Origin of the sequence: Fictibacillus nanhaiensis (assembly GCF_036213205.1) — a bacterium.
GTDB classification, from domain to species: Bacteria; Bacillota; Bacilli; order Bacillales; family Fictibacillaceae; genus Fictibacillus; species Fictibacillus nanhaiensis_E.
The window spans coordinates 1-13,041 of the sequence record NZ_JARMFC010000004.1; the positions used below are offsets into that span (position 1 = coordinate 1).

A 13,041-nucleotide genomic window follows, 5' to 3' on the forward strand; every position below is an offset into this window, starting at 1 on the left:
TCCTGCGGGACAGGTGGGCAGGTGAGACACTTAAGAGTGAAACGTACGAATGTGGCTCACCGCCTGCCCCGCGGAAAGCGAGCACCTGAAAAGGAAATCAACTACTTTCAAACGCAACAAAGCAACACACAAATTTTCATACATGAAAAGAAAATATTGGTAAATAATAGTACTATCTAAAAAGGTAATGCAATCACAACTTTTGTGACTCTTACTGAAAGGAGTTTACCATGGAAAAACTGATGATTGAAGGGGGCTATCCTCTAGAAGGAACGGTCCATATAAGCGGAGCAAAAAACAGTGCGGTGGCGTTGATCCCCGCAACGATATTAGCAGAATCCACCGTTACCATAGATGGTTTGCCTAACATATCAGACGTTCGAATTTTACGTGATCTGTTAGAGGAAATCGGAGGGGAAGCTTACCTGGATGAGAATCAGACTCTAACGGTTAACCCTGAAAAAATGATTGCGATGCCGCTACCGAGCGGAAAAGTAAAAAAGCTTCGTGCTTCGTACTATTTGATGGGTGCGATGCTCGGCCGTTTCAAAAAAGCGGTCATCGGATTGCCGGGAGGCTGTAATTTAGGACCTCGCCCGATTGATCAGCACATCAAAGGCTTTGAAGCGTTAGGCGCAAAAGTAACGAACGAGCAAGGCGCGATCTATCTACGCGCGGACGAGCTCGTTGGTGCACGAATCTACTTAGATGTTGTTAGTGTTGGTGCGACCATCAATATCATGCTCGCGGCAGTAAGAGCAAAAGGGCAAACGATCATTGAAAACGCGGCTAAAGAACCTGAAATCATTGATGTAGCTACCCTTTTAACAAGTATGGGTGCGAAGATCAAAGGAGCAGGAACAGATGTTATTCGTATCGATGGTGTTGACAAGATGCATGGCTGCCGTCACTCGATCATTCCTGACCGCATTGAAGCGGGAACATACATGATTTTAGCAGCATCAATGGGTCAGCAAGTATTGCTAGACAATGTGATTCCTCTACACTTAGAATCTCTCATTGCCAAATTGAGAGAGATGGGTGTATACATTGAAACAAAAGATGATCAAGTGCTCGTTTATCGTGGAAAAGATCCACTGAAGAGCGTTGACATAAAAACGCTCGTCTATCCAGGGTTTCCAACGGATCTGCAGCAGCCGTTCACTTCACTCTTAACAAGCTCTGAAGGAACGAGCATTGTAACGGATACGATCTACAGTGCGCGTTTCAAACATATCGACGAACTTCGCCGTATGGGAGCGAATGTGAAAGTAGAAGGACGTTCTGCTATAATAAATGGGCCAGCGAAGCTTGAAGGTGCAAAAGTGAAAGCTTCTGACCTTCGTGCTGGAGCAGCGCTAGTTGTAGCGGGTCTTATGGCTGAAGGTGTTACAGAAATCTCTGGCCTTGAGCATATCGATCGCGGCTATGAATCTTTAGTAGACAAGTTAAAAGGGCTTGGTGCTAAAGTTTGGCGTGAGAGCTTAGGTGCTGAAGAGATGGAAGAGCTTAAGAATTCATAAGTTAAAGTGAGAAATCACCATCACCTGGTGATTTTTCTTCAGGATAAATATGCAAGCGGTTAAGTTATGGGGAGGGGAACACACATGGAGAGAAGTTTATCGATGGAGCTTGTTCGTGTAACAGAAGCGGCAGCTCTTGCATCAGCACGATGGATGGGAAGAGGAAAGAAAGACGAAGCGGATGATGCAGCAACAACTGCGATGCGTAACGTTTTTGACACGGTTCCGATGAAAGGGACAGTTGTAATCGGTGAGGGCGAGATGGATGAAGCTCCTATGCTTTATATCGGTGAAAAATTAGGGACAGGCTATGGCCCGCGCGTTGATGTTGCAGTTGATCCGTTAGAAGGAACGAACATCGTCGCATCAGGAACGTGGAATGCTTTAGCGGTCTTAGCGATTGCAGACCACGGAAACTTACTTCACGCACCAGACATGTACATGGACAAGATCGCTGTTGGTCGTGAGAGTGTTGGGAAGATTGACATCAACGCACCTGTTATTGATAACTTACGAGCAGTAGCAGAAGCGAAAAATAAGAATATCGAAGACTTGGTTGCGGTAATTCTAGACCGACCGCGTCACGAGAAAATCATTCAAGATATCCGTGAAGCGGGTGCGCGTATCAAGCTGATTTCTGATGGCGATGTTGCGGCGGCGATCAATACAGCGTTTGACGATACGGGCGTTGATATTTTATTCGGTTCTGGTGGAGCTCCTGAAGGTGTAATCGCAGCTGTTGCGTTAAAATGCCTTGGCGGAGAGCTTCAAGGAAAGCTTCTTCCTCAAAACGACGAAGAATTAGAACGCTGCAAACGCATGGGCATCGACGACGTTAATCGTGTATTATACATGGACGACCTTGTAAAAGGCGACGATGCGATTTTTGCTGCAACAGGCGTTACAGACGGCGAGCTTTTAAAAGGAGTGCGTTTTGACGGATCAACGGGTACAACTCAATCCGTTGTTATGCGTGCAAAGTCTGGAACCGTACGATTTATTGATGGAAGACATAGTTTAAAGAAGAAACCAGATCTTGTAATCAAACCATAAGTAAAAGGGAAGGCCGGACAATTTCGTCCGGTCTTTCCGTTACAAATACATGAACAAATTTCGATTTCAGTTGCAAAAGCTCAGCATGTATTGTAAATTCTCGTTAGATAGTCATTTGCTTGAGTTTCTGTTGCTTGATTAAAGACCAAATATGTGGTTAAAATAAGAAGTATGATTCATTAGGTTAATATTTTCTTCATACCCACTAATACCCTTAACTTTCAAAGGAACTCCTTCCATTTTCAAAAACCAAACCAACAAAACAAACACAAAAATCCCATCATAATTTTAAAATATATGTTTAGTTAGTTATTAATAGAAAAGCGTGGTGTCACTATGGGGATAGATTTAGCAACATTAGAGACAAAGAAATTAAAAGAGCTTTATGAGCTTGCCAAACAATTCAATATTCAATATTACGGGAAACTGACAAAGCGTGAGTTGATGTTCTCGATTTTAAAAGCACAAGCAGAGCTTGACGGTTATTCTTTTATGGAAGGTATTTTGGAGATTATTCCGAACGAAGGTTTCGGCTTCTTACGTCCGATCAACTATTCACCAAGTTCTCAAGATATCTATATCTCAGCTTCACAGATCCGTCGCTTCGATCTAAGAAACGGTGATAAAGTATCAGGGAAAGTTCGTCCTCCTAAAGAAAACGAACGTTATTATGGTCTTTTACAGGTTAACGCGGTTAATGGTGAGGATCCTGAAACGGCGAAAGAACGCGTGCACTTTCCTGCACTCACGGCTCTTTATCCGGAAAAGAAAATGGTTATGGAGACAACGAGCAACAACATTTCAACGCGTATCATCGATATGATGGCACCTGTAGGTTTTGGTCAGCGTGGTCTGATCGTCGCTCCTCCAAAAGCAGGTAAGACAAGCTTGCTGAAGGAAATCGCACATAGTGTGACGACGAACAACCCGCAAGCAGAACTGATCGTTTTGCTTATCGATGAGCGTCCTGAGGAAGTAACAGATATTGAACGTTCTGTAAAAGGAGACGTAGTAAGCTCAACGTTTGATGAAGTGCCTGAAAATCATATTAAAGTAGCAGAGCTTGTTCTGGAACGTGCGATGAGACTTGTTGAGCATAAGAAGGACGTTGTAATTCTGCTTGATAGCATCACACGTCTGGCGCGTGCATACAACCTGGTTATTCCTCCAAGTGGTCGTACTCTATCTGGTGGTATCGATCCTGCTGCGTTCCACCGTCCGAAGCGTTTCTTCGGTGCGGCTCGTAACATCGAAGAAGGTGGAAGCTTAACGATTTTAGCAACGGCACTAGTCGATACGGGATCTCGTATGGATGATGTGATCTACGAGGAGTTCAAAGGAACAGGAAACATGGAGCTTCACTTAGACCGCAAGCTTGCTGAGCGCCGTATCTTCCCTGCGATCGACATTCGCCGTTCTGGAACGAGAAAAGAAGAGATGCTTATCGCAAAAGATCATCTTGAAGCACTTTGGTCGATCCGTAAAACGATGGATGATTCGTTCGATTTCGTAGATAAGTTCATGAAACGTATGCGTAAAACAGAGAATAACGAAGAGTTTTTCGAGCTTTTTGAAAGTGAAAAAAAGGGCGCGCCAAAGAGAGCTAAACCCGTAACAAACTAACAAAAAAGTATGGTTGCAAATGGGTTTTGTCCCTGTTATACTATTTTTATGTGTTTATAACTCTGCTTCCGCATAGGAAACAGGGCAGAAGGAGTGGAATTAGAATGAAACAAGGAATTCATCCGAATTATAAAAAGGTTATCTTTGTTGACGCTCAAAGCGGATTTAGCTTCCTTTCAGGTTCAACTTTGTCTTCAAGCGAGACAATGAAATGGGAAGATGGTAACGAATATCCAGTAATCAAAGTGGATGTTAGTTCTGACACTCACCCGTTCTACACTGGACGTCAGAAGTTCTCTGATGTTGGTGGACGTGTTGACCGCTTTAAGAAGAAATACAACCTTAAGTAATTTGTTGCAAGTAAAAGGGCAGGAGTCTTTCTTGCCCTTTTTTCTTTTGTATTTTATAGAAAACAAGAACTCGGTAACTGTTTTGATGGACCGGGTTTTTTATACGCCTTAAAAGGAGTCGAGCACTCCAGTACCGAACGTTTATGTATGGTAAAACATCATGCATTTCGTACATACTAAGGGAAACATTGTTGCGAAAGGGGGAGCAGGCCATGTATGTGATGAAACAAAATGGCTGGATCGAATTGATCTGCGGAAGCATGTTCTCTGGAAAATCAGAAGAACTTATCCGCCGTGTAAGAAGAGCGACGTATGCAAAGCAAAAAGTACAGGTGTTTAAGCCGCTGATTGATAACCGCTACAGCGAGGAATCGGTTGTGTCTCATAATGGAACAGCTGTTATGGCTGAACCAGTTGGGCGTTCTGTTGAGATCTTAAAAAATGTATTACCCGAAACCGAAGTCGTAGCGATCGACGAAGTGCAATTCTTTGATGAAGATATCATACCAGTTGCTCAAGAACTAGCGGACCAAGGACTGCGCGTTATCGTTGCAGGACTTGATCAAGACTTTAAAGGCGAGCCGTTCGGACCCGTTCCGAAGATGATGGCTCTTGCTGAACATGTGACAAAGCTTCAAGCAATCTGCATGGTTTGTGGATCACCTGCGAGCCGTACACAGCGTTTGATCGATAACAGACCTGCTTCTTACGATGATCCAGTGATTTTAGTGGGAGCCTCGGAGTCATATGAACCGCGCTGCCGCCATTGTCATGAAGTACCAGGAAAGAAAAGAAACCTCCTATCAGGCGCAGAGGGCTTAGAAGGTCGGTTGAAATAATATAGTGTGTGATTTGATATGATATCGTCCGGGAGCTTTGTGCTCTCGGGCTTTTTTTGACGTTGGTGGTGCTTGCGGAAGACAGCATGCAGTTGGAGTGGGGTCGGAAAATGTCGCAGTGTGTCGACTCGTGGATAAATGCCCAAAACTTGTGGATTGAATGCAGGAATTTATGGATTGGAGGCCAAAACTTTTGGATTCTAGCTCCAAATTTGTGGATTCATCGCTACTCATCACAATTATCCCCCTAGAAACGGCTCACCACCTAACAACATAATCACCTCCAAAACAGGAAATCCTAACGATATGGGAGGTGTTTATAGTGAAAAAGGCAATGTATGCGCCGCTTTTTGCACTATTGGTAACAACAGCATGTTCACCTATGCAGTCTTATAAAGAAGAAGGGGCTAAAATTGAGCCTGCCGCTCATGAAGATAAACGGGATATTCGGGATAACCTGTTTGGTCATGGGATTATCAATTACCACCTAACCAAAAACGAACCACGAAACAACTTCAGCTATGACACGAATATGAATCCAAATGATTATCGGACGATGAATACCACGCGATTTGACCTGTCCGATGATCAGGATATGATTCGTCAGGCTGTTATTGACTCATCTGGGATCAATCCGCAGATGGTCACAGTAAATGGAAATTATGCACACATTCATGTAAATGTACCGCATGATATGTCCAAGAAAGAACGAGCAGCTACGCATCGTAAAATTATGAACGCCGTAGAACGAGCTGTTCCGAGATATAATTTCTCACTGAAAATCGATCATTAAACATTGTGGGAAATAAAACGGGAAATGGGGTCAGACCCCATTTCCCAATTTATTTCCCAAGTCTTCGAGCTGCTTGCTGAATGGGATCCCACGAACCGTTATATGGAGGAGCGTATGCCAGATCTAAATCTGCCAATTCCTCTACGTCCATCTCATGATAAAGGGCTGTTGCGAGGACGTCGATCCGTTTATCTACGCCTTCTTCACCGACAATTTGTGCACCTAGTAACTTCTTTGTCTCTTTGTGATACGTTAGTTTTATTTCTAATTTCTTTGGATCAGGATAATAACCGGCATGACTTTTCGATGTAATCTTGATCTCTGCAAAAGGAATATTCAGTTTTTCTGCTTCTTTATTTGACAGGCCGGTTTTTCCTAGTGTTAGGTCCATGAATTGTATGATTGACGTTCCGACAATTCCTTTGAAAGGTTTCTTCACACCAACCATGTTCAATCCAGCGATCCGCCCTTGTTTGTTCGCTGTTGTTCCAAGTGGAATATGATCATTTAGTTTCTTAACTCGGTGATAATGGGTCGCGCAATCACCTGCAGCATACACACCATCCACATTTGTTTCCATCGACTCATTTACGACGATAACTCCCTGTTCATTGAGTGCCACGTCCGTATCTTTTAAAAAGTCTGTATTCGGCGACACACCAACCGAAACGATAACAAGATCTGTTGGATAGTCTTTTTTGGCTGTTTTTATGAATTGAACATGATCGTCGCCTTTAAAACCGAGCACTTCTTCTTCTAAACAAAGTTCCATACCATGTTTCTCTGCTTCTTCATGAATGAATGGAGCAAAATCCGAATCAAAGATATTTCCAAGCTGATTGCTGCGCTGGATGATACGTACCTTTTTACCGAGTCTTAGTACGTTTTCAGCCATCTCAAGACCGATGTATCCTCCACCGATGATGGTTACGTGTTGAACATTTTTTAACCCAGCCATTAGATTCTCGGCATCAGGAATCGTCTTAAGCGGATAGATTCCTTGTAGATGCAATCCTGTCCATTGCTTCGGTATGATCGGACTAACCCCTGTCGCAACTAAGAGCTTATCATATGGCACCTCAAAAGATTGCCCTGTCTTCGTATGTATACCAGTCACTTTTTTAGAGGTGGTATCTACAGCTTTTACCTCATGAAACGTACGAGCATCCATGCCGTATTTTTCCCGGAACGTCTCAATACTGCGAGCGATAAGTTCATCAGTAGAAGGGATGAGCCCGCCTACTACATAAGGAAGTCCACATTGTCCATAAGAATAGATACCGCCTTTTTCAAGAACGGTTATGTTAGCATCTTTTTCATTTCGAACAATCTGCATCGCGGCACTCATACCAGCCGCATCTCCACCAATAATGCAATATTTCATCTGATCAGCTCCTTACGTCTCTCTAACCATATAGTATTCCCATTGTTGCGAAAAAAGTAACGTTTATAAGTATGATGCCACAACTCTCTTCACTTTGACCAACAAGAAGTGCAGAGTTAAAACGAACTATGATAGTAGAAAGAGGTGGTGGACTGTGCTAGAGATCAAATCGAACGGAACGGACTGGAACGCACCGGTTCAGCCGATTCATACACTGATAAAAAAGCTTGAACAAAAACCATTGGATCCTGTCTATGAAGGCATGGGCAATTTTATTATTAAATATAAGAATCAAAATCAAACGGACAATCCGCGTTATGTTGGCTGTACGCATTTTCTAGGTCATTTTGCGACCATCCCTTATGTGTTCAATGTGATCACGAACGAAAAAGTGGTGATCGAGGAGCTGACGAAAGCGATTCGAATGAACCAAGAACGTATCGATTACGAGCAGTTGCGTCGCAATATCTTTTCCTATTAATTTCCTTTTGTCCTGTGCTATGCTTTTTGTGAGGTGAGGGGAATGATGGGCAATATAGCATCGTTAAACATTAAGCTGCCAGAAGAAGTTAAGACACAAACTAAAACTTTTTTTACAGCCTATAATAAAACGCCGCAGCAGCAACCTGTTTTTTTACATAAAACTCATTTTGAAGGTGACGGAGTAGGGGATACGAAGCACCATGGTGGAACAGATAAAGCAGTATGTGTGTATCCATCTGAGCACTATGAAAAGTGGACGACTGAGCTGAATTTAAAAGCGCCGTTGTCTGTCCCCGCATTTGGAGAAAACCTTACTGTTAAAGGTCTTTTAGAGGATGATGTTTGTATCGGTGACGTGTTTTCAGTCGGTGAGGCGATCGTACAGATCACACAGCCTCGTCAACCTTGTCAGACACTAGCTTCTATACTTTGTCGACCAGATATGATCAAAAAGGTAGTAGATACAGGGCGAACCGGTTATTACCTGCGTGTTATAAAAGAAGGATTGGTTGCAGCAGGTGATGAGATGGTCTTAATTGAAAAACACCCTGCGCGTATTTCAGTTACAGAATCCAACAGAATCAAGTATGGCTTTTTAAAAGATGCTGCGAAGGTACAAAGATTGATCAACGTGAAAGAATTGGCAGAATCGATGAGAGAGTCGCTGCAAAAACGAAAAATGTAAATATCGTCTTTAAGTTTCATAAAGGCTCTCTTTTTAAGGAAAGGGCGGCCTTTTTTATTGATTTCGTTCCTTTTTGCTTTTGACTGTAACACCTGTAATAGTCTATAATTATAATGTTATGCATATAAAACAGAGGTGAAAAACCATGTTAGAACGTTTAGAGACGATCGAAGCAAGATATGACAAGTTAAATGAATTACTCAGTGACCCTGAGGTTATAAATGATACGAATAAGCTGCGCGATTATTCAAAAGAGCAATCTTCCCTTCAAGAAACGGTAGCTGTTTACCGTGAGTATAAAGAAGCGAAAGAGCAATTAGATGAAGCAAAACTAATGCTTGAAGATAAGCTTGATGCTGAGATGACTGCGATGGTAAAAGAAGAGATCTCTGGCCTTAACCAACAGATCGAAGAATTTACGGCTCAGTTAAAAATTCTATTGCTTCCAAAAGATCCGAACGATGACAAGAACGTTATCGTCGAGGTTCGTGGTGCAGCAGGTGGAGACGAGGCAGCACTTTTCGCTGGCGACCTTTACCGTATGTACACACGCTATGCAGAGATGCAAGGATGGAAGTCTGAAGTAATCGAAGCTTCATACACAGAGCTTGGCGGATACAAAGAAATTATCTTTATGATCAATGGTGCCGGTGCTTATTCGAAGCTTAAATATGAAAACGGAGCACACCGTGTTCAGCGTGTCCCTTCAACTGAATCAGGCGGACGTATCCATACGTCTACAGCGACGGTTGCTGTACTTCCAGAGGCTGAAGAAGTTGAAGTGGAGATTCATGAAAAAGACGTTCGTGTTGATACGTTTACATCTTCTGGTCCTGGAGGGCAGTCTGTAAACACGACTCAATCAGCGGTTCGTTTAACACATGTTCCTACAGGTACAGTTGTATCGTGTCAGGATGAAAAATCACAGATCAAGAACAAAGAAAAAGCGATGAAGGTTCTTCGTGCACGTGTATATGATAAGATTCAGCGCGAAATTCAAAAAGAGTATGATGAAACACGTAAGAGTGCGGTTGGATCAGGTGACCGTTCAGAGCGTATTCGTACGTACAACTTCCCGCAAAACCGTGTGACCGATCACCGTATCGGTTTAACGATTCAAAAGCTTGATCAGATCCTTCTTGGTAAGATGGATGAGTTCGTTGAAGCATTGATTACAGAAGACCAAACAAGCAAGATGAAAGCTCAGGCGGACGCGTAAAATGAGTACAAAAGTTCATGAAGCCCTCGCGTGGGCTTCTTCTTTTTTAGCTGAAAACGGACGGGAAAGCTTTGCAGCAGAAATTTTGATGAGACATGTTTTAGGCGATGTGAACAGAACGGAGATGCTTATGCGTCTTCATGATGTGATGAGTGAAGAGATGGAAGCGCAGCTTAAATCTGCGGTCGCTCGCCACGTTGAAGGAGAGCCTGTTCAGTACATTACCGGTAAAGAGGAATTTTACGGTCGAACGTTTTCTGTGAACAAAGAAGTTTTAATTCCGAGACCAGAAACAGAAGAGTTGGTAGAGCACACACTAGCGCTTATTTCAGAACATTTTCGTGAAGATGAGCAGGTGGATGTTGCAGATATCGGAACAGGTAGCGGTGCCATTTCGATCTCGTTAGCACTGGAGAATGAACGACTGAACGTTTTCACGGTTGATATAGCAGAGGAATCGATTGAGGTAGCAAAAGGAAACGCAGAACGACTTGGTGCAGAGGTTACATTCCTGCACGGTGACCTTTTACAGCCTTTTATCAGTAGTGGGAAAAAACTTGATGTTGTCGTATCGAATCCGCCGTACATTCCTGATCATGAGATCGCGGTCCTTGAAACGATCGTAAAAGACCGTGAACCGATGAGGGCATTAAGCGGTGGGAAAGACGGTTATGTGTTCTATAGACGATTCATGGAAGAATTGCCTCTCGTTCTAAAAGAAAAAGCGATCGTAGGCTTTGAAGTAGGAGCAGGGCAGGGTGAGACGGTAGCGGGCATGCTTCGTGTCACGTTCCCTGGTGCGGATGTGTATGTAAAGGAAGACATCAGCGGCAAGGACCGCATGGTGTTTGCCCTCCTCGGGAAATAAAGTGGGAAATGGGGTCTGACCCGGGTCAGACCCCAAAGACAAACGGCCGACATAATCCGTCGGCCGTTTGTGTGAAAATTAAACATTCTTAAATAATGAGTGCCTTTTACGGTACGTGTATTTATTATTATTACACGTTCGCACACTTTTAGGTCATTTACACTCACTTTAAGGAACTTTGCGCACGTTTTAATATCAACTCCACACTATTCGACATAACTTTCGCACACTTCATCTAATTTTACACACATCAGCCACATACGTTAATGAATGAAAACTAAAATCCGGAGAAGTACATGGTACTTCTCCGGATTTTAGTTACTTTTCTTTGCTCTTATTCTTTCACCATCAACTTCAGAGGTGCTGCAATCTTCTTTTCTACTTTCTTTCCTGCAAGTACGTCTGATGCTGCTTTTACAGCGAGTTCACCGATCAGGTCAGGCTGCTGTGCGACGGTTGCTGCGAGTTTTCCTTCTTTTACAGCATTGATCGCATCTTCATTTCCGTCAAAGCCAACAACAAGAACATCACGTCCAGAGCTGTTGATCGCTTGAAGTGCGCCCAGCGCCATTTCATCGTTATGCGCGAACACGGCTTTAATATCTGGATTTCCTTGAAGGACGTTTTCCATGACGTTTAACCCTTTTGTACGGTCGAAGTCAGCCGTTTGTTTAGCTACAACGTCTAACTTTTCATCAGCTACATTGTGGAATCCTTTTCCGCGTTCACGTGTTGCCGAAGCTCCAGGAACACCTTCTAATTCAGCCACTTTTGCACCTTCACCGAGCTTTTCTGCTATAAAGTCACCCGCCATCTGGCCACCTTTTACATTATCAGAGGCAACAAGAGTGGCGACATCTCCTTTATCTGTTGAACGGTCGAGTGTGACAACTGGAACATCCAGGTTGTTCGCGGATTGAACAGCCGTTGAAATTGCTGCTGAATCAGTTGGATTGATCAACAGAGCGTCAATGCCTTGCTGCAAAAGGTCTTCTACATCGTTTACCTGTTTCGCAGAATCATTCTGTGCATCGACAACAATCACTTCGGCACCTTGCTTTTTCGCTTCATCAATCACGCCATTTTTCATAGATACGAAGAACGGGTTGTTAAGCGTTGAAACGGATAAACCGATTTTAATCTTTTCTCCGTCACCTTTTTTAGCCGGCTTTGCCCATGAAGGGGGCTCTAATGAACAGGCACCTAACAAGAAAACAGATAAAGACATGATGAGTATTAAAGCTTTTTTCATTTAGAAACCCTCCTACGCTGCTTTTTTACGGTCGATCAATACCGCGATCAGAATAACGATCCCTTTTACGACCATTTGGAAGAATGATGATACACCTAATAGATTCAAACCATTGTTCAACGTCCCGATGATCAATGCACCGATCAATGTTCCGACGATCAGTCCACGACCACCGGATAAGCTTGTTCCACCAAGAACAACAGCTGCGATCGCATCGAGTTCATACGATGTGCCGGCAGTCGGTTGAGCAGAGTTCAGACGCGACGTAAGGATGGCCCCAGCCAGTGCAGCTAATAGTCCTGCTAGTGAATAGATCATGACTTTAACTTTTGTCACTTTGATACCTGAGATAATCGCGGCTTTCTCGTTTCCGCCAATCGCATACGTTTTTCGACCAAACGGTGTTTTATGAAGGATCACCCAAAACGCTGCAAAAGCAAGCATCATTGTAATCGCTGGAACAGGTATGCCTAAGAAATAACCGCGTCCAAAAAGTTGGAACATATAGCTCTCGCCAAGACCCGTGATCGGATTACCATCTGTATATACTAACGTTAGTCCACGGAAAATGGTCATCGTTGCGAGTGTAGCAATAAAAGGAGCCATTTTTCCTTTTGTGATCAAAAGGCCGTTGATCGCACCCATTACAGCACCTAGCAAACAGCCGATTAAGATCGCTAGCATCGGATCGACGCCGGATACGATCATTCCCGCCATCAGTGCACTCGATAACGCGAGTATGGCACCAACGGATAAGTCGATTCCGCCTGTTAGAATAACGAATGTCATACCAAAGGCGATAAGTGCGTTTATTGCGACTTGTCGCAGCAAGTTTAATAAGTTTAGTGGTTCTAAAAAACTAGGATTTAGAATCGAGACAATCGTGACGAGAATCAACAGTCCTAATAGAGGTCCAAGTTTTTGCATTAAATTTTCTACATGATTTACTTTAGCCGGTGACGTTTTCAT

14 protein-coding genes are annotated in these 13,041 nt (G+C 43.3%); 11 read left to right on the plus strand and 3 right to left on the minus strand.

The genetic code is table 11. From position 1 onward, the window contains the following. The 7 genes from P4V41_RS03975 to P4V41_RS04005 form a co-directional block, all read left to right on the plus strand. Window positions 1-180 (plus strand): hypothetical protein (locus P4V41_RS03975; RefSeq protein ID WP_328083520.1); only part of this gene is annotated, 180 nt, incomplete at its 5' end. 50 nt (window positions 181-230) lie between these two features. Next, window positions 231-1,523 carry a UDP-N-acetylglucosamine 1-carboxyvinyltransferase gene (locus P4V41_RS03980; RefSeq protein WP_328083521.1) on the plus strand — a complete coding sequence of 431 codons (1,293 nt, stop codon included), beginning with the start codon at window positions 231-233 and terminating at the stop codon, window positions 1,521-1,523. An 84-nt stretch (window positions 1,524-1,607) separates the two neighbouring features. After that, the gene (glpX, locus tag P4V41_RS03985) at window positions 1,608-2,576 is read left to right on the plus strand and encodes a class II fructose-bisphosphatase (RefSeq protein ID WP_137791146.1); all 969 of its coding nucleotides are present in this window, start codon (window positions 1,608-1,610) and stop codon (window positions 2,574-2,576) included. Window positions 2,577-2,912: 336 nt separating this feature from the next. Then, window positions 2,913-4,199, plus strand: a complete 1,287-nt coding sequence (rho, locus tag P4V41_RS03990; protein WP_328083522.1) for a transcription termination factor Rho — start codon at window positions 2,913-2,915, stop codon at window positions 4,197-4,199. Window positions 4,200-4,303: 104 nt separating this feature from the next. Beyond that, window positions 4,304-4,549, plus strand: coding sequence for a type B 50S ribosomal protein L31 (locus tag P4V41_RS03995; protein WP_066399025.1), 246 nt, complete (start codon window positions 4,304-4,306; stop codon window positions 4,547-4,549). A 212-nt stretch (window positions 4,550-4,761) separates the two neighbouring features. After that, a complete protein-coding gene (locus P4V41_RS04000; protein WP_328083523.1) occupies window positions 4,762-5,388 on the plus strand; it encodes a thymidine kinase in 627 nt (208 codons plus the stop codon). 322 nt (window positions 5,389-5,710) lie between these two features. Beyond that, on the plus strand, window positions 5,711-6,181 hold the full coding sequence (locus tag P4V41_RS04005; protein ID WP_328083524.1) for a hypothetical protein: 471 nt from the start codon (window positions 5,711-5,713) through the stop codon (window positions 6,179-6,181). 49 nt (window positions 6,182-6,230) lie between these two features. Here the strand turns inward: P4V41_RS04005 and P4V41_RS04010 are convergent, their stop codons facing one another. Further along, window positions 6,231-7,565 carry an FAD-dependent oxidoreductase gene (locus P4V41_RS04010; RefSeq protein WP_328083525.1) on the minus strand — a complete coding sequence of 445 codons (1,335 nt, stop codon included), beginning with the start codon at window positions 7,563-7,565 and terminating at the stop codon, window positions 6,231-6,233. A 154-nt stretch (window positions 7,566-7,719) separates the two neighbouring features. On the opposite strand from P4V41_RS04010, the gene P4V41_RS04015 reads away from it, so the two are divergent. From P4V41_RS04015 to prmC, 4 genes are all read left to right on the plus strand, one after another. Further along, window positions 7,720-8,046, plus strand: coding sequence for a hypothetical protein (locus tag P4V41_RS04015; protein ID WP_197128283.1), 327 nt, complete (start codon window positions 7,720-7,722; stop codon window positions 8,044-8,046). A gap of 42 nt (window positions 8,047-8,088) precedes the next feature. Next, window positions 8,089-8,733: an MOSC domain-containing protein gene (locus tag P4V41_RS04020; protein WP_328083526.1), complete on the plus strand. Its 645-nt coding sequence runs from the start codon at window positions 8,089-8,091 to the stop codon at window positions 8,731-8,733. Window positions 8,734-8,878: 145 nt separating this feature from the next. Next, window positions 8,879-9,952, plus strand: a complete 1,074-nt coding sequence (prfA, locus tag P4V41_RS04025; protein ID WP_328083527.1) for a peptide chain release factor 1 — start codon at window positions 8,879-8,881, stop codon at window positions 9,950-9,952. A gap of 1 nt (window position 9,953) precedes the next feature. Next, window positions 9,954-10,820, plus strand: a complete 867-nt coding sequence (gene prmC / locus P4V41_RS04030; protein WP_328083528.1) for a peptide chain release factor N(5)-glutamine methyltransferase — start codon at window positions 9,954-9,956, stop codon at window positions 10,818-10,820. Window positions 10,821-11,154: 334 nt separating this feature from the next. Here the strand turns inward: prmC and rbsB are convergent, their stop codons facing one another. After that, a complete protein-coding gene (rbsB, locus tag P4V41_RS04035; RefSeq protein ID WP_328083529.1) occupies window positions 11,155-12,072 on the minus strand; it encodes a ribose ABC transporter substrate-binding protein RbsB in 918 nt (305 codons plus the stop codon). Between the two features lie 12 nt (window positions 12,073-12,084). Beyond that, on the minus strand, window positions 12,085-13,041 hold the full coding sequence (gene rbsC, locus P4V41_RS04040) for a ribose ABC transporter permease RbsC (RefSeq protein ID WP_144696880.1): 957 nt from the start codon (window positions 13,039-13,041) through the stop codon (window positions 12,085-12,087).

Coding starts and splice junctions, on each gene's coding strand:
- P4V41_RS03980 (WP_328083521.1), top strand. CDS start 231: ATGGAAAAACTGATGATTGAAGGGGGCTATCCTCTAGAAGGAACGGTC.
- glpX (WP_137791146.1), top strand. CDS start 1,608: ATGGAGAGAAGTTTATCGATGGAGCTTGTTCGTGTAACAGAAGCGGCA.
- rho (WP_328083522.1), top strand. CDS start 2,913: ATGGGGATAGATTTAGCAACATTAGAGACAAAGAAATTAAAAGAGCTT.
- P4V41_RS03995 (WP_066399025.1), top strand. CDS start 4,304: ATGAAACAAGGAATTCATCCGAATTATAAAAAGGTTATCTTTGTTGAC.
- P4V41_RS04000 (WP_328083523.1), top strand. CDS start 4,762: ATGTATGTGATGAAACAAAATGGCTGGATCGAATTGATCTGCGGAAGC.
- P4V41_RS04010 (WP_328083525.1), bottom strand. CDS start 7,565: ATGAAATATTGCATTATTGGTGGAGATGCGGCTGGTATGAGTGCCGCG.
- P4V41_RS04020 (WP_328083526.1), top strand. CDS start 8,089: ATGATGGGCAATATAGCATCGTTAAACATTAAGCTGCCAGAAGAAGTT.
- prfA (WP_328083527.1), top strand. CDS start 8,879: ATGTTAGAACGTTTAGAGACGATCGAAGCAAGATATGACAAGTTAAAT.
- prmC (WP_328083528.1), top strand. CDS start 9,954: ATGAGTACAAAAGTTCATGAAGCCCTCGCGTGGGCTTCTTCTTTTTTA.
- rbsB (WP_328083529.1), bottom strand. CDS start 12,072: ATGAAAAAAGCTTTAATACTCATCATGTCTTTATCTGTTTTCTTGTTA.
- rbsC (WP_144696880.1), bottom strand. CDS start 13,041: ATGAAAACGTCACCGGCTAAAGTAAATCATGTAGAAAATTTAATGCAA.